16 protein-coding genes are annotated in these 15,126 nt (G+C 62.7%); 12 read left to right on the top strand and 4 right to left on the bottom strand.

What is annotated here, in order from left to right; translation table 11 throughout:
- Window positions 1–120 precede the first annotated feature (120 nt).
- The 12 genes from ubiB to IWY39_RS14845 all read left to right on the top strand — a co-directional run bounded on the left by ubiB (window position 121) and on the right by IWY39_RS14845 (window position 10,876).
- A complete protein-coding gene (gene ubiB / locus IWY39_RS14900; RefSeq protein WP_107124711.1) occupies window positions 121–1,662 on the top strand; it encodes a 2-polyprenylphenol 6-hydroxylase in 1,542 nt (513 codons plus the stop codon).
- Window positions 1,659–1,955: a nucleotidyltransferase family protein gene (locus tag IWY39_RS14895; RefSeq protein WP_017180989.1), complete on the top strand. Its 297-nt coding sequence runs from the start codon at window positions 1,659–1,661 to the stop codon at window positions 1,953–1,955. The genes ubiB and IWY39_RS14895 overlap by 4 nt, the downstream gene beginning before the upstream one ends.
- The gene (locus IWY39_RS14890) at window positions 1,955–2,302 is read left to right on the top strand and encodes a HepT-like ribonuclease domain-containing protein (protein ID WP_017180988.1); all 348 of its coding nucleotides are present in this window, start codon (window positions 1,955–1,957) and stop codon (window positions 2,300–2,302) included. Before IWY39_RS14895 ends, IWY39_RS14890 begins: the two co-directional genes overlap by 1 nt.
- Window positions 2,299–3,576, top strand: coding sequence for a bifunctional phosphopantothenoylcysteine decarboxylase/phosphopantothenate synthase (locus tag IWY39_RS14885; protein ID WP_107124710.1), 1,278 nt, complete (start codon window positions 2,299–2,301; stop codon window positions 3,574–3,576). Before IWY39_RS14890 ends, IWY39_RS14885 begins: the two co-directional genes overlap by 4 nt.
- Window positions 3,551–4,006, top strand: coding sequence for a dUTP diphosphatase (gene dut / locus IWY39_RS14880; protein ID WP_107124709.1), 456 nt, complete (start codon window positions 3,551–3,553; stop codon window positions 4,004–4,006). Before IWY39_RS14885 ends, dut begins: the two co-directional genes overlap by 26 nt.
- Before the next feature lie 6 nt (window positions 4,007–4,012).
- Window positions 4,013–4,492 (top strand): hypothetical protein, encoded by a 480-nt coding sequence (locus tag IWY39_RS14875; protein WP_019054530.1) that lies wholly within the window; start codon window positions 4,013–4,015, stop codon window positions 4,490–4,492.
- Window positions 4,489–5,256: a HesA/MoeB/ThiF family protein gene (locus tag IWY39_RS14870; RefSeq protein WP_107124708.1), complete on the top strand. Its 768-nt coding sequence runs from the start codon at window positions 4,489–4,491 to the stop codon at window positions 5,254–5,256. The genes IWY39_RS14875 and IWY39_RS14870 overlap by 4 nt, the downstream gene beginning before the upstream one ends.
- Window positions 5,244–5,609, top strand: coding sequence for a DsrE family protein (locus IWY39_RS14865; RefSeq protein ID WP_107124707.1), 366 nt, complete (start codon window positions 5,244–5,246; stop codon window positions 5,607–5,609). The genes IWY39_RS14870 and IWY39_RS14865 overlap by 13 nt, the downstream gene beginning before the upstream one ends.
- Before the next feature lie 102 nt (window positions 5,610–5,711).
- Window positions 5,712–7,700 (top strand): threonine--tRNA ligase, encoded by a 1,989-nt coding sequence (gene thrS / locus IWY39_RS14860; RefSeq protein ID WP_107124706.1) that lies wholly within the window; start codon window positions 5,712–5,714, stop codon window positions 7,698–7,700.
- Window positions 7,701–7,829: 129 nt separating this feature from the next.
- Window positions 7,830–8,363 (top strand): translation initiation factor IF-3, encoded by a 534-nt coding sequence (infC, locus tag IWY39_RS14855; RefSeq protein WP_019054534.1) that lies wholly within the window; start codon window positions 7,830–7,832, stop codon window positions 8,361–8,363.
- A 409-nt stretch (window positions 8,364–8,772) separates the two neighbouring features.
- Complete coding sequence (locus IWY39_RS14850) at window positions 8,773–9,678, top strand: tyrosine-type recombinase/integrase (RefSeq protein WP_196871325.1); 906 nt, start codon at window positions 8,773–8,775, stop codon at window positions 9,676–9,678.
- A 4-nt stretch (window positions 9,679–9,682) separates the two neighbouring features.
- Window positions 9,683–10,876: an IS91 family transposase gene (locus tag IWY39_RS14845; protein WP_145169995.1), complete on the top strand. Its 1,194-nt coding sequence runs from the start codon at window positions 9,683–9,685 to the stop codon at window positions 10,874–10,876.
- A gap of 455 nt (window positions 10,877–11,331) precedes the next feature.
- Here IWY39_RS14845 and IWY39_RS14840 read toward each other — a convergent pair whose 3' ends face one another.
- The 4 genes from IWY39_RS14840 to IWY39_RS14825 all read right to left on the bottom strand — a co-directional run bounded on the left by IWY39_RS14840 (window position 11,332) and on the right by IWY39_RS14825 (window position 15,047).
- Window positions 11,332–12,468, bottom strand: coding sequence for an FRG domain-containing protein (locus IWY39_RS14840; protein WP_107126512.1), 1,137 nt, complete (start codon window positions 12,466–12,468; stop codon window positions 11,332–11,334).
- 207 nt (window positions 12,469–12,675) lie between these two features.
- A complete protein-coding gene (msrA, locus tag IWY39_RS14835) occupies window positions 12,676–13,347 on the bottom strand; it encodes a peptide-methionine (S)-S-oxide reductase MsrA (RefSeq protein WP_107126513.1) in 672 nt (223 codons plus the stop codon).
- On the bottom strand, window positions 13,334–13,486 hold the full coding sequence (locus IWY39_RS14830; protein ID WP_181316892.1) for a hypothetical protein: 153 nt from the start codon (window positions 13,484–13,486) through the stop codon (window positions 13,334–13,336). The genes msrA and IWY39_RS14830 overlap by 14 nt, the downstream gene beginning before the upstream one ends.
- Before the next feature lie 358 nt (window positions 13,487–13,844).
- Window positions 13,845–15,047 (bottom strand): pyridoxal phosphate-dependent aminotransferase, encoded by a 1,203-nt coding sequence (locus tag IWY39_RS14825; RefSeq protein WP_107126514.1) that lies wholly within the window; start codon window positions 15,045–15,047, stop codon window positions 13,845–13,847.
- Window positions 15,048–15,126: the final 79 nt, after the last annotated feature.

Here is a 15,126-nt window from a genome sequence, read left to right as displayed (position 1 = left end):
CGCCGACAAAGCCCCTCCCCTTCAGGGGAGGGGTTGGGGTGGGGGCCATCCCCGCACGCTGCGTCATCCGGCACGCCCCCACCCCCGGCCCCTCCCCTAAAGAGGAGGGGAGGAAATAATATGACCGCCCACATCACCCATATCTGGCGGCTCCTGAAATGGGGCCGCACTTTGGCGCGTCATGGCGCGTTGCGCGGGATCGAGCGCGATCCGCTGACGCCCGCGCCGGTGCGGCGGCTGGTGCGGCTGGCGCGTTTCGGCGCGCGCGTGCCCAAACAGCCGCGCTATGCCGATGCGTTCCAGTCGATCGGGCCGGCCGCGATCAAGCTGGGCCAGACGCTGGCGACCCGCCCCGATCTGGTGGGGGAAGCCGCGGCGCTGGATCTGCTGCGCCTGCAGGACGCGCTGCCGCCGGTTCCCTTCGCCACGATCCGGGCCGAGATAGAGGCGAGTTTCGGCAAGCCGCTGGAGGAGATCTACGCCCGCTTCGATGAAGAGCCGGTCGGCGCGGCCTCCATCGCGCAGGTCCATCGCGCGCTGACCACCGACGGGCGCGACGTCGCGGTCAAGGTGATCCGGCCCGGCGTCATCGACCAGTTCAACCGCGACATACAGACCTATGAATGGGCGGCGGCTCATGTCGAGCAACTGGGCGGCGAGATCGCCCGGCTGCGCCCGCGCCTGGTCATCGCCAATATGAAGCGCTGGACCGCGCGCGAGCTGGACTTGCGGCGGGAAGCGGCCTCCGCGTCGGAACTGGCCGAAGCGATGGTTGCCGAACCGGGCTATCGCGTGCCCGCGATCGATTGGGACCGCACGACCGGCAAGGTCATGACGATGGCCTGGATCGACGGCATCAAGATTGCCGATCGCGAAGCGCTGATCGCGGCGGGGCATGACCTGCCCGCGCTGGCCGCGCGGCTGGTCAACGCCTTCCTGCGGCAGGCGATCGCGGAAGGATTCTTCCACGCCGACATGCATCAGGGCAATTTGTTCGTCTGTCCCGATGGCGACATCGTCGCGATCGATTTCGGCATCATGGGGCGGATCGACCGGCGCGCGCGCATGTGGCTGGCGGAGATTCTCTACGGGCTGATCACCGGCAATTACAAGCGCGTCGCGGAAATCCATTTCGAGGCGCAATATGTGCCCGCCCATCATAATATCGCCGAGTTCGCAACCGCCCTGCGCGCGGTGGGCGAACCGATGCGCGGCAAGCCGGTACGCGAATTGTCGGTCGGGGGGATGCTGGACGGCCTGTTCGCCATCACCCGCGATTTCGACATGCAGACCCAGCCGCACCTGCTGCTGCTGCAAAAGACGATGGTGATGGTCGAAGGCGTGGCCACCTCGCTCGATCCCGACATCAACCTGTGGGAAACCAGCGGCCCCTATGTGAAGAACTGGCTGCGCGACGAACTGGGGCCGGAGGCGAAGGTCGCCGACACGCTGATCGAAAATTGGCGCACCCTGCAACGCCTGCCCGGCCTCATCCGCAGGATCGAGGATGCTTTCCCGGAAAAAGGCGGCGCCCCACCCCCGCCGCCGCTGACCGAAGTGAAGCTGATCCGCGTGGGCGGCGGCTGGCGCTACGCTCTGGTGGCGGTGCTGGCTGCGGCGGCTGGCGTCGGCGCGACATTGCTATTATCTTCATCGCTATGACCCGCGAGGAAGCCATTGCCCGGATCAAGCCGCATGAGGCCGAACTGCGCGCTGCGGGGATTACTTCGCTCGCCTTGTTCGGCTCCGTGGCGCGGGGCGATGCGCGCGCGGATTCCGACATTGATCTGATGTGCGAGATCGACAAGACGCGCGTTCATGACCTCCTTGATTTTATCGGCATACAGTTGCGGCTGAAAGATATTGTCGGTCAGCGGGTGGATCTGGTCCAGCAAGCGTTCATGCGCCCCCGGATAGCGCAAGATGCCGCCAAAGATCAAATTCGCGTGTTCTGATGCGGATAGCTGATCGTGATGCCAACCGGCTGGAACTCATCCTGCAATTGATCGCCGATATTGAGCGGCGGCTGGCGACGATGACGATCGAAATGTTCCTGGCCGATCGTGATGAACGCGATCTGACAGCTTATCGCCTCGCGACAATCGGTGAGGAAACAAGACAACTCTCTGACGCACTGAAGAATCGTCACGATCTGCCTTGGATTCAAATCTATGGAATGCGTAACGTCGTTTTCCATGATTATGTGAGCGTTGACCCTGATCTCATTTGGGGTGTTGCTAAAAGCCGCCTTGCAGCTCTTGAAGCCATGTGCCGCGCTGAACTGGATCAACACCCCTCATGACCCCTCGCATCCTCCTCATCATCTCCGGCGGCATCGCGGCTTATAAGTCGCTCGAACTCGTCCGCCTGCTGCGCAAGCGCGGGGTGAGCGTGCGGGCGGTGCTGACGGAGTCAGCGCAGCAATTCGTGACGCCTCTGTCGCTGGGAGTGTTGACCGAAAATCCGGTCTTTACCGACCTGTTCAACCTGAAGGACGAACAGGAAATCGGCCATATTCAATTGAGCCGCCAGACCGATCTGGTCGTGGTCGCGCCAGCAACCGCCAATATATTGGCCAAGATGGCGAACGGCATTGCCGATGACCTCGCCACCACCCTGTTGCTGGCGACTGACAAGCGGGTGCTGGCGGTGCCTGCCATGAATGTGCGGATGTGGCATCACCGCGCGACCCAGCGCAATCTGGAGCGGCTCCGGGCCGATGGCGTCCATATCATGACGCCAGACGATGGCGCGATGGCGTGCGGCGAATATGGCACCGGGCGACTGCCCGACCCTGAGCGGATCGTCGCGGAGGTGGAGCGGCTGCTGGCCTTGCCCAAGCGGGATGATCCCCTGTCGGGGCAGCAGGATTTTGCGGCGGTTGCGCAGCGTGTCTCGCCTGCGCTCGAAACGAATGGCGTTCATTTGGCCGGTCGCCATATCCTGATCACGGCCGGGCCGACGCACGAACCGATCGACCCGGTGCGCTACATCGCCAATCGATCGTCGGGAAAGCAGGGCTTTGCCATCGCCGCCGCCGCTGCGCGGGCCGGTGCGCGCGTGACGCTGATCGCTGGCCCGGTCCATCTGCCCACGCCCGAAGGCGTCACCCGCATCGACGTGCAGACCGCGCGCGAAATGCTGAGCGCCGTCGAACAGGCGCTGCCCGCTGACGCCGCAATCATGGTCGCCGCCGTTGCCGACTGGCGCACTGCGGACGCCGCCGACCAGAAGCTGAAAAAGGATGGCTCCGGCCAGCCTACCCCGCTGGCGCTGGTCGAAAACCCGGACATTCTTGCGACGCTTGGCCGTCACGCACAGCGGCCCGCGCTGCTCATCGGCTTTGCCGCCGAAACCCAGAATATCGCGGGCCATGCGCAGGCCAAGCTGGCGCGCAAGGGCGCGGACTGGATCGTCGCCAACGACGTGTCGGGCGATGTGATGGGCGGTGACGCCAACACGGTGCAGATCGTCACCACGTCCGGCATCGAAACCTGGCCTGCCCTGCCCAAGGGCGAGGTCGCAGACAAATTAATCGCAAAGGTCGCCGATGTCCTCTCCCCTCGCTCCGATTGATATTCAGCTCAAGCGCCTGCCTCACGGCGCGGGCCTGCCGGTCCCTGCCTATGCCACCGCCCATGCGGCGGGCATGGACGTGGTTTCGGCGGAGGAACTGCTGCTGCCGCCGGGCGGGCGCCATGCCGTGGCCACGGGCTTTGCGATGGCAATTCCCGAAGGCTATGAGGTGCAGGTCCGCCCCCGCTCCGGCCTGGCGCTCAAGCATGGCATCAGCCTGCCCAACACGCCCGGCACCATCGACGCCGACTATCGCGGCGAATTGAAGATCATCCTCATCAATCTGGGCGATACCCCCTTCCCCATCCAGCGCGGCGACCGCATTGCCCAGTTGGTCGTCGCCCCGGTCCAGCTTGCCAGCTTCACCGAGGTCGATATGCTGGATGACACCGCGCGGGGACAGGGCGGCTTTGGTTCGACAGGAGTGTGATACGCGATGACGATGCTGCTTTCGCTGATGCTGGCGACCACCCCGGTAGCCGATGCCCTGCCGCCAATGCCGCAGGATCTGACGAGCGTGCCCGTTATCGAGGGCTGGCTGGGGCGCAAGATTTCGCCGCGCTGGTCGGAAGATGTCGCCAAACTGTATCGGCGCGGCAAATGTCGTGGCGCGGTGCCCTATGAAGGGTCGAACCTGCTGGAGATCGACGTCCTGTTCCTGCTGTCGGAAGAGGGGAAGCCGCTGAAGATCGCGCCGGTCAACGCCAATTGCCCGGACGTCGAGAATTTCGTGAGCCGCCGCATCCTCAACACTTTGGGCAATTCCTTCCGCACCAAGGGCCAGGTCGTGACAAAGCCTGTGACGGTGGACGGTCGCACCATCGGCACGGCCCGCGAAACCGCCGATGACAATCGCCCGGCAGGCCCGGTCTGGATGCGGTCGCAGGTGCGCTTCCTCTGGTCCGACGCGCCATGACGCTGAGCGACGACCAGCTCGACCGCTATGCCCGCCATATCGTGCTCAAGGAGATTGGCGGCGCGGGACAGGCGCGGCTGCTGTCGGCGGACGTCGCGGTGATAGGCGCGGGCGGCATTGGCAGCCCGGCGATCCTCTATCTCGCCGCCGGCGGTGTCGGCACCATCCGCGTGATCGACGATGACATGGTGGCGCTGTCCAACCTGCAACGGCAGGTGATGTTCGGTACGCAGGACGTCGGCGCGCTCAAGGCGGAAGTCGCGATGGCGGCCGTCGCGCGACTGAACCCGGACGTCAAGCTGATCCCGATCAACGGGCGGATCGATGCGGACAATGCCGCGCTGATGCTGCGCGATGCGGACGTCGTGCTGGATGGCAGCGACAGTTTCACGACCCGACTGGCGGTCGCCGACGCCGCGCAACGGTTGCGCATACCGCTCGTATCCGCCGCGGTCGGCCCGTTCGAGGGGCAGATCGCCACCTATCGCGGCTGGGAAGCGGACAAACCCTGCTATCGCTGCCTGGTCGGCGAAGCGCAGGACGCGCCGGAGCGCAATTGCGCCGAAACCGGCGTCATCGGCGCGCTGACCGGGGCGATGGGTAGCCTTGCCGCGCTGGAGGTGATCCGCGCCCTCGTGCCGTTCGGCGCCGACATGGCCGGGCGGCTGCTGATCGCTGACCTGCTCTCCATGCGTTTCCGCACACTGGACGTTCCCAAAGATCCCGCCTGCCCGGCCTGCGCCGTGCAACTATGCGTCCCTTAAGGATTATCGTCACCACCGCTGACGCCGAACGGCTGCGCGGCGCGCTGATGCTGGCCAGTGCGCAGGCGGCGCTGGGCGGAGCGGCGGCGCTGTTCCTGCAACTCGACGCCGTCGCCCTGCTCCGCACCCCTGTCATCGCGCCACAGGATGCCGCGCATCAGGCGGCGGGCCTGCCCGACCTCGCCACCGTCCTGGCAGAGGCGCAGGCGCTGGGCGTCACGATCAGCGCCTGCCAGAGCGGCCTGGCGCTGTGCGGCATGGCGGCGGACGCGCTGCCGCCCGGCGTCGATGTCGGCGGGCCTGTCGGCTTCATGCAGGCGACGGGCGATGAGGCACGGCTGCTTATCGCCTGACGCCTCCCCTTCCCTTGACAGGCCGGACCGCCCATTTATGGGGAAGGCGCGGCATTTGTGGCCGCGCCATGCTTTGCCTTTCAAGGAAATCCTGTGTCCGCCATGCTCAAAATCACTCTGCCCGACGGTAACGTGCGCGAAGTAGCGCCCGGTACTACCCCGGCGGATATTGCAGCGGCGATCGGACCGGGGCTGGCCAAGGCGGCGATTGCGGCGCGGGTGGATGGCGAATTGCGCGACATCAACCGCCCGCTGGAGCAGGACGCGACGCTGGCGCTGGTGACGGCCAAGGATGAGGCCGACGCGCTGGAACTGGCGCGGCATGATTTTGCCCATGTCCTGGCCGAAGCGGTGCAGGCGCTGTTTCCCGGCACGCAGATCACCTTTGGCCCGTCGACCGACGATGGCTTTTATTATGATTTCGCGCCCAACCCCGACCGTGGCCCTTTCACGGACGAGGATCTGCCCGCGATCGAGGCAAAAATGCGGGAGATCATCGCCGCCAACAAGCCGTTGCGCCGCGAAGTCATCGCCCGCGACACGCTGATCGCGCAATGGCAGGCGGCGGGCGAGACGTTCAAGGCGCAATGGGCCGCCGAACTGCCGCAGGGCGAGGAACTGACAGTCTATCATAGCGGTGACGGCTGGTATGACATGTGCCGTGGCCCGCACCTTGCCTCGACCGGGCGGCTCGATCCGTCCGCCTTCAAGCTGACGCGCGTGTCGGGCGCTTACTGGCGCGGCGACCAGAACAATGCGATGCTGAGCCGCATCTACGGCACTGGCTGGCTCAACAAGAAGCAGCTGGCCGAACATCTGACGCGCCTCGAAGAAGCGGCCAAGCGCGACCATCGCAAGCTCGGCGCGGAGATGGACCTGTTCCACCTGCAACAGGAAGCGCATGGCAGCGTGTTCTGGCATCCCAAGGGCTATCTGATCTGGCGTCAGCTGGAAGCCTATATGCGCCGCGCGATCGACGATGCGGGCTATCGCGAGGTCAAGACGCCGCAGGTGATGGACGCGCGCCAGTGGGAAACGTCGGGCCATTGGGGCAAATATCGCGAAAATATGTTCGTCATCCCCGACGAAGTGCCCAACGTCGACGATGAAGGCCCGCTGGTGTCGGACGATGCCGACTGGATGGCGCTCAAACCCATGAACTGCCCGGCGCATGTGCTGATCTTCCGCCAGGGGATCAAAAGCTATCGCGACCTGCCGATGCGCCTGTACGAAAATGGCTGCTGCCACCGCAACGAGCCGCATGGCGCGCTGCACGGGCTGATGCGGGTGCGGCAATTCACCCAGGATGACGCGCATATCTTCTGCCGCGAGGACCAGATTGTCGAGGAAGTCCGCGCCTTCTGCGCGCTGGCCGACCGCATCTACAAGGATTTCGGCTTCACCTACTCGATCAAGCTGGCGCTGCGCCCCGAAAAGCGGTTCGGCAGCGAAGAGATGTGGGACAAGGCGGAGAATGAACTGCGCGCAGCCGTTGCCGCCGCGGGCCTCAACACGCCGGAGTTCGGCTGGGAGGAATTGCCGGGCGAAGGCGCTTTCTATGCGCCAAAGCTGGAATGGCACCTCACTGATGCGATCGGCCGGACCTGGCAGGTCGGCACGATCCAGTCGGACCGGGTGCTGCCCGAACGGCTCGACGCCTCTTATGTCGGCGAAGATGGCGAACGCCATCGCCCGGTCATGCTCCACCGCGCGATTTTCGGCAGCTATGAACGCTTCATCGGCATTCTGCTCGAACATTATGCCGGGCGCTTCCCGGCCTGGCTCGCGCCGGTGCAGGCCGTCGTCGCGACCATCGTGTCGGACGCGGACGAGTATGCGGGCGATGTGCTGGCGAAGCTGCGCGCGGCGGGCATCCGGGCCGAAGCGGACCTGCGCAACGAGAAGATTAATTACAAGGTGCGCGAACATAGCCTGGCCAAAGTGCCCAGCCTGCTGGTCGTTGGCCGGCGCGAGGCGGAGGAAGGCAAGGTCGCGCTGCGCGTGCTGGGCAGCGAGGGCCAGAGCTTTCTTTCGCTCGATGAGGCGATTTCGCGCCTTGCAAATGAGGCCCGCGCACCCGATATGCTATAGAGGCTGCAAGGCCACAGGGTTCGTGATTCCTTGATTGAGGGTCGCGGACCCCTTTGCGCTTTGCCAAAAAGCCGCTAAGAGCCACTCGTTTTTGCAACGACCATAGGAGATACTGCTATACGTCCCCCGATGATGCGCCGCCCGCTGGCGCCGCCGCCGAAGTCCGGCCCTCGCTATAATGAATTCATCACCGTGCCCAAGGTGCGCGTGATCGATGATGAAGGCGAAAATCTGGGTGTGATGTTTACGCAGGAAGCGATCGAACAGGCGGCCGATGTTGGGCTGGACCTGGTCGAAGTATCGCCCAATGCCGACCCGCCGGTCTGCAAGTTTCTGGACATCGGCAAGTTCAAATACGAAGCCCAGAAAAAGGCGAATATCGCCCGCAAGACGCAAAAGACGCAGGAACTCAAAGAGATCAAGATGCGTCCGAACATCGACGATCATGACTATGATACGAAGATGAAGAAGGTGCATGACTTCATCGGCGACGGCGACAAGGTGAAGATCACCCTGCGCTTCCGTGGCCGCGAACTCAGCCACCAGCAACTCGGCATGGCCCTGCTCCAGCGCGTCGCGGAAAATGTCGCCGAAGTCGCGAAGGTCGAAGCCTATCCCCGCATGGAAGGCCGCCAGATGCTGATGGTGCTGGCCCCGAAATAAACGCGGGTTTCCGGGTTGAAAGATAGAGGGCGGTGCCGCGAGGCGCCGCCCTTTTTCGTTGTGGCTGGCGCTGATCCGGGTGGCCGGAAATAGGAGATGCAGCGCTTAACTTCGCATATTTCCCTGTAAATCGGACATAGGATTTCCTACATTTGTAATTTTATTATGGCGAGACTGGCGTGTGGGTGGACGGTGAGAGAGCCGGGGTGACTTTATCAGAGCGATGGGTTGTAGGACAGGCGTAGCTAGAGCGTGGCTCGATGGGCGGGGCATTGCCGCTTTGCGCCATTGCACGAACCCGCTCCGCGGGAGGGTCGCTTGGGGTGACGTAGCGTAGTATTGTTCAGGCTTTGCGAGCGGCGATGTCGCCTTGCGACCGTGGAGTTCCTTCAACGGAAAGGAACTCACCATGGATGCCATCACTTCCCCGAACCCGAAGAATTCTCTGCGCGAGCGTATGTTGCAGGACATGACGATGCGTGGCTTTGGGGAGCACACGCAGAAGGACTATATCCGGCACGTCCGATCATTTGCCGCGTTTCTCGGTCGGCCTCCCGATACGGCTACGATCGAAGACCTCCGGCGCTTTCAGATCGATCAGCATGAGCGGGCTGTTGGTCCAGCAACCATCAATGGGGCCGTATCGGCACTGCGTTTCCTGTTCAGTATAACTCTCAAGCGACCGGAGATGGCGCTGGGGCTTGTCGTCATGCACTACGCGCCCAAGTTGCGGGTGGTTTTGAGCGTCGAGGAGACAGCGCGACTGCTCGAGGCTGCGCCAGGTATCAAATACAAAGCAGCGCTCAGCGTCGCCTATGGCGCGGGCCTGCGCGTTTCGGAAGTTGCCCACCTCAAGGTCGATGACATCGACAGCACCCGGATGGTGATCCGCGTCGAGCAGGGCAAGGGACGCAAGGATCGCAACGCCATACTTTCACCGCACCTGCTGGATTTGCTTCGTCAATGGTGGCGCGAAGGCAAGCGGCGGGGAGTGATGTTGCCACATGGCTGGCTGTTCCCCGGCCGCAACGGCACGGATCCGGTCTCAGCGCGCCAGTTGCATCGCGTCGTGCAGGAAGCGGCCGAGCGCGCCGAGATCCATAAGCGGGTAAGCCCGCACACATTGCGGCATTCGTTTGCCACTCACCTGCTCGAGCAGGGTGTCGATATCCGCGTCATTCAGGTCCTGCTGGGACACGTGAACATCAACACGACCGGCATCTATACTCAGGTTTCGAGCAAGACTATGCGGGCGGTGGCCAGTCCGCTCGACCAGATCGTGGCCGTGATGGAAGGCAGGGGCCCTCCCGGTTGAACCGGTGCGCACCTCACTCGAGGTCGCCGACATCTTCCGTAGCGCCGGGCCCGCCTATCGCGCAGCCCATGCCGGGCATCTGAGCCTTGGCCAGCTCAAGGTTATGACAGCGATCGAGAACTGCCGCACAGCCGCACTGGGCGGTCACGTCGAGGCCTGCGATGACTGCGGGCATTGGCGGATCGCCTACAACTCCTGCCGCAACCGGCACTGCCCCAAGTGTCAGGGCGCGGCCGCGCGCACTTGGCTGGCCGCGCGCGAGGCCGATCTGTTGCCGGTCGGTTACTTCCACGTCGTGTTCACCCTGCCTGCCGAGATCGCGGACATCGCCTTCCAGAACAAGGCGGTGGTCTATGATCTGCTGTTCCGCGCGGCTGCGGACACCATGCTGACCATCGCGGCCGATCCGAAACACCTCGGCGCTCGCATCGGCATCACTGCCGTGCTGCACACATGGGGATCAGCGCTCACGCACCACCCGCATGTGCACATGATCGTGCCCGGCGGCGGCATCACGCCGGACGGCACGCGGTGGATCTCCTCGCGCCCCGCCTTCCTGCTACCGGTACGCGTGCTGGGTGCGTTGTTCCGCCGGCTGTTCCTCACACGCCTGCTGGCGTTGTTCGACGCTGGGAAGCTGGCCTTCTTCAACGCCTTGGCGGGCCTGGCCTCACGTAAGCCCTTCCTGCGGCATCTGTCGCCGATCCGGAAGAAGCGCTGGGTGGTCTATGCCAAACCGCCCTTTGCGGGGCCGCAGGCGGTGCTGGCCTATCTCTCGCGCTACACGCACCGCGTTGCCATCTCGAACCGGCGGCTCATTGGCTTCGACGAGGCCGGAGTGACATTCCGGTACAAGGATTATCGCCGCGATAGTGCTGAACGCCAGCAGGTCATGACGTTGGCGACAGACGAGTTCATCCGCCGCTTCCTGATCCATGTCCTGCCGCGCGGCTTCCATCGCATCCGGCATTATGGCCTGCTCGCCAGTTCGACGCACAAGGAAGCTATGGCGCTCGCCCGCAGGCTGCTGGGCGTTGCTGCGCCGATCGAGGAATCCGAACCCGACGAGCCGCCCGATCATCGCCCGCCATGCCCATGTTGCGGCGGGCATATGACTATCGTCGAAACCTTCGCCCGCTGGTGCCAACCGCGCGCACCACCAACGCCAGCCTCACACGCCCGGAGACACGCGCCATGATCCGGCATGGCTCGCTCTACATGATGGTCACGCTCATAGCGTCCTGGCCGACGACCGGGCGCATGCCCATCTCGGAATTAGAGCGGGCGCAGGACACGCTGATCCGTAAAACCACCGCTGCTAGCGGCCTAACGCGGCCCGAAATCATGCCGTTCCGCCCGATAGTCGCACTTCCGGCCCGGCAACGTCTACCCGCCAGAACCATCCCAAAGCCTATTTACCCATAGAGCAGCGCGTGGGGCCCGCGGGTTCCTGCACTGGAGGCTTTCGTACGCAGGGCGCCCGAAACCCTTCACAGTTTCGGTCATTCAATCACTGTTTCGCTGATCTCCGAAGCTGACATTCGCTGCATTCGCCATCGAGGGGCGCTACGGTTAGAAGATGGCAATTTGCCCGCTGCGAGCACACAGTGTAGCCGTTGTTTCGTTCTGCAGATGTCAATCCTGGTTTGGAACTTATGCCGGCAAAGTCTGTGGTCGAAACAACCTGTTTTCTAAGTCGCGGGCAATGCCATCTAGGCCAGGGAATAGCGAGCCGTAGGTGATGCCCATCAACTCAAGCTCGCGAAGAATGCGCGGGGCTTCAGTTGCAGGTAGCTCGCATGTCGTAAGGTATTCCTGCCCGTCTTGAATTTCTTTCGCACGGATAAAACTCTCAATATCTGCCACGTTCGATACGGTGGCGAGTGCTTGCTGGGGGGCAGCGCGGGGATTTCCAAAGCGTTGACTTTCGAGCACGATAAGCTGTGGTGGTGACGGATCGGCGGTAAATCCAATCTTACCGTATCTTTCATTCCACTTCGCCTGATCGAAAATATAAATGCGCGGAGACGCCGGATCTTCCGGCTTTACGTTGGCAAATGCAAAATATGCAGCGACGAACGGCGAGAATGTCCAGTCTAAGAGCGGTGTTGGATAGCCGTGGTGTTGAAGAAGGCTCCAGAATGCCGCGTTGTGCTCCATGTTTCCGAGTTGAAGAGGATACGAAATCTGCTCAGACATTGCGCTGTAAAGCATGCGGACATCGTCAAGTATCCATAGCTGTAGATTTTTGCGCCATGTCCTGTGAAATGTTGTGCTAAGTTTGTACGGCTTCTTTTGACCTCGGAATATGAAATTTCGTGGCCGTCTATCCACAGCCCATTCACGAAATTGAGCCCACGTCGTCAAGTCCGCTCGGCCGACCAGCTCTGAAGGGGTCTCTAGGCTCGATTTGATTAAAGTGATGACGTCGCCCTGGCCATCAATCGTTGTATATCGGACTACGACGTCATCACCTTGGAAGTCCAACTCGACCTGCAGCTTTGCGGGAATGGGCAATTTACCAAAGCGTTCTGCCAACGACGCTTCCGCGCTGTCTCGCGCCTCCAGCGTCATTATCCCGCCGTCCGAATGAAGATATGTCGTAGTAACTTCTGTCTCGAATGGTGGCACGAGTCCGATGTCTACTCTGAACATCAGCCCCGGCAAATTGTCCTTCTGAGCATAAAAAACATAAGCGTTGCCAACCGAGCGGCCATCGCGCTCCTCCAGTTCGAGCCGAACTGTTCCGCTGAATTCGTCGTTAAATTCGCCTAGCCATTGTCCCTGCATCTCTGGCCCTTCATTCCAATATCGGCGCACCAGTGAATACGCGCTCACAGCTTACAACAGAAATGAAGTTCAACGACGAAAATGAGGCAGCGCTGTTGACAATATCGGCTTGACGCAGCGATTGCTGACCAATCGAACGGCAGGTATCTCCAGCCTTCGCCGCAGAAGCGGTCGATCCGCTATCGGCCAATCACCACCCTAACCACCTCAAGCCGACGGCTTGTCCCGATACAGCGCCGGGAACATCGCCTTGAACGCCGCCAGCTTGGGGGCGTCCCAGCGCAATATGTAGGGATGGCGCGGGTTTTTGCGCATGAAGTCCTGATGATAGGCGTCGGCGTCCTGAAAGCCGGTGAAGCGCTCCACCTTGGTCACTACCGGGTCGCGCCACAGGCCGGCCTTGTCCAGTTGCGCCAGATAGGCGGTCGCGGCTTTGGCCTGTTCGGCGTTCAGCGGAAAGAGCGCGCTGCGATATTGGGTGCCATGGTCCGGCCCCTGATAATTCAGCGTCGTGGGATCGGCGATGACCGAGAAGAAGATGCGCAGCAGCGTGGCGTAGCTGACCTGCTTGGGATCGTAGGTGACGCGGACGGCTTCGGCAAAGCCTGTGTCGCCGCCGCTGACCATGTCATAATCGACGCGGCGGTTGCGCGGGCCTCCGGCAAAGCCCGACTTGACGAGCTGGACGCCCTTCACATGGGAAAAGACGCCTTCGACGCCCCAATAGCAGCCGCCTGCGAATATCGCGGTTTCCAGGCTGCGGGTGGGCGCGGCGTCAATGGTGGCGACAGGGGCAAGGACCGGGCGCTCGGCGCGCACCGGGGACGCGACGGCGATCGCCGCGAAAATGGCAAGGGCGATGCCGTCAGTGCGCCGCATGATGGGCGCTGGTCGCGGCGATCGCCGGGGAACTGAGGATCGGTTGTTCATCGGGCTGGAGCATGACCATGCCGACCGCACCGATCGCAAACCCGCCCAGAAAGCGCAGGAATAAATCGGATTTCAAAAACGTCATCATGGCCTGTGCCTTTCTTATTCTTTGGTTTCGGCTGATCAGGCCGATCGGTTACATCCCCGTGCCTTGCCCCTTGCTGAATATCGCGCCGCGCGGGTGCGGCTTTCGACAGAGGCAAGAAACAGAACGACGAACGGAGAGTCGCCTTAAATCAGTTTCGTTATGCAACGCGGATATAGAGCGTTCCGCGCTGCCTGCAAGACGGCGCGGGTGGAAAAGGACCGTTTCTCTTTTCGTCACCCTGAACTTGTTTCAGGGTCCATCGCGCCAGATCAAGCGGCGGCTGGTGGGGCACAATGGATGCTGAAACAAGTTCAGCATGACGGTGGAGAGAAAGCAGAAAGTCCCGTGCCGGGGAGGATTATTTCAGCGCGGCGCAGGCTTCCTGGATGCGGGTGCAGGCCTTTTTCAGCACCTCTTCCGACGTCGCATAGCTGATGCGGAAGGCGGGCGAGAGGCCGAAGGCTGCGCCATGGACGGCGGCGACCTTGGCCTCGTCCAGGAAATAGCAGATCAGCGTTTCGTCGCTGTCGATCGTCACCCCCTTGGGCGTCACCTTGCCGATGACGCCGCTGGCGTCGGGATAGACATAGAAAGCGCCTTCGGGCGTCGGGCAGTCGAGGCCCGGCGCGTCATTCAGCATCGCGACGACCATGTCGCGGCGCTTCTTGAACGCGGCGTTGCGCTCTTCCAGAAAATCCTGCGGCCCGGTGAGCGCGGCGACGGCGGCGGCCTGGCTGATCGAGCAGGGATTGCTGGTCGACTGCGATTGCAGCTTGCCCATCGCCTTGATGATCCATTCGGGGCCACCGGCAAAACCGATGCGCCAGCCGGTCATCGAGAAAGCCTTGGAACAGCCGTTGACCGTCAGCGTGCGGTCATACAGGTCCGGGCAGACCTGCGCGATGGTGGCGAAGGGCGTCGTCGCGTACCAGACATGCTCATACATATCGTCGGTCATGATGAGGACATGGGGATGGCGCAGCAGCACATCGGCCAGTTCCTTCAGCTCCGCCGCCGAATAGGCCGCGCCGGAGGGGTTGGACGGCGAATTGAGCATCACCCATTTGGTGCGCGGGGTGATCGCGGCTTCCAGCTGGGCGGCGGTGATCTTGTAGCCCTGGCTCGCCGGACCTTCGATGAATACCGGGGTGCCGCCAGCGAAATTCACGATGTCGGGATAGCTCACCCAATAAGGCGCCGGGATGATGACTTCATCGCCCGCGTCCACGGTGGCGACCAGCGCGTTGAACAAGGTGTGCTTGCCGCCGGAATTCACCGTGATCTGGCTGCGCTTGTAGGTCAGGCCATTGTCGCGCTGAAATTTGAACATCACCGCTTCCTTGACGTCGGCGGTGCCGTCCACGTCGGTATAGCGGGTCAGGTTGTTGCGAATGGCGGCAATGCCCGCTTCCTTGACGAAATCGGGCGTGTCGAAATCCGGCTCCCCGGCCGACAGGCCAATCACGTCCACGCCCTGCGCCTTGAGCGCATTCACACGCGCGCTCATGGCGAGCGTGGCGGACGGCTGGATACGACCAAGGGCGGCGGAAGTCTGGCTCATGACAACAATCTTTCGAAAGAATCCCCAACGCCCGCAACATTAGCGGACGCGGCGGTCCTTAGTGCGCAACGGACGCAGG

Source organism: Sphingobium sp. JAI105 (genome assembly GCF_015752145.1).
Taxonomy (GTDB): Bacteria; Pseudomonadota; Alphaproteobacteria; order Sphingomonadales; family Sphingomonadaceae; genus Sphingobium; species Sphingobium xenophagum.
The sequence above is the reverse complement of the archived record's forward strand: the minus strand, read 5'-3'. Positions and strand labels throughout refer to the sequence as shown.

Coding starts and splice junctions, on each gene's coding strand:
- ubiB (WP_107124711.1), top strand. CDS start 121: ATGACCGCCCACATCACCCATATCTGGCGGCTCCTGAAATGGGGCCGC.
- IWY39_RS14895 (WP_017180989.1), top strand. CDS start 1,659: ATGACCCGCGAGGAAGCCATTGCCCGGATCAAGCCGCATGAGGCCGAA.
- IWY39_RS14890 (WP_017180988.1), top strand. CDS start 1,955: ATGCGGATAGCTGATCGTGATGCCAACCGGCTGGAACTCATCCTGCAA.
- IWY39_RS14885 (WP_107124710.1), top strand. CDS start 2,299: ATGACCCCTCGCATCCTCCTCATCATCTCCGGCGGCATCGCGGCTTAT.
- dut (WP_107124709.1), top strand. CDS start 3,551: ATGTCCTCTCCCCTCGCTCCGATTGATATTCAGCTCAAGCGCCTGCCT.
- IWY39_RS14875 (WP_019054530.1), top strand. CDS start 4,013: ATGACGATGCTGCTTTCGCTGATGCTGGCGACCACCCCGGTAGCCGAT.
- IWY39_RS14870 (WP_107124708.1), top strand. CDS start 4,489: ATGACGCTGAGCGACGACCAGCTCGACCGCTATGCCCGCCATATCGTG.
- IWY39_RS14865 (WP_107124707.1), top strand. CDS start 5,244: ATGCGTCCCTTAAGGATTATCGTCACCACCGCTGACGCCGAACGGCTG.
- thrS (WP_107124706.1), top strand. CDS start 5,712: ATGCTCAAAATCACTCTGCCCGACGGTAACGTGCGCGAAGTAGCGCCC.
- infC (WP_019054534.1), top strand. CDS start 7,830: ATGATGCGCCGCCCGCTGGCGCCGCCGCCGAAGTCCGGCCCTCGCTAT.
- IWY39_RS14850 (WP_196871325.1), top strand. CDS start 8,773: ATGGATGCCATCACTTCCCCGAACCCGAAGAATTCTCTGCGCGAGCGT.
- IWY39_RS14840 (WP_107126512.1), bottom strand. CDS start 12,468: ATGCAGGGACAATGGCTAGGCGAATTTAACGACGAATTCAGCGGAACA.
- msrA (WP_107126513.1), bottom strand. CDS start 13,347: ATGCGGCGCACTGACGGCATCGCCCTTGCCATTTTCGCGGCGATCGCC.
- IWY39_RS14830 (WP_181316892.1), bottom strand. CDS start 13,486: ATGATGACGTTTTTGAAATCCGATTTATTCCTGCGCTTTCTGGGCGGG.
- IWY39_RS14825 (WP_107126514.1), bottom strand. CDS start 15,047: ATGAGCCAGACTTCCGCCGCCCTTGGTCGTATCCAGCCGTCCGCCACG.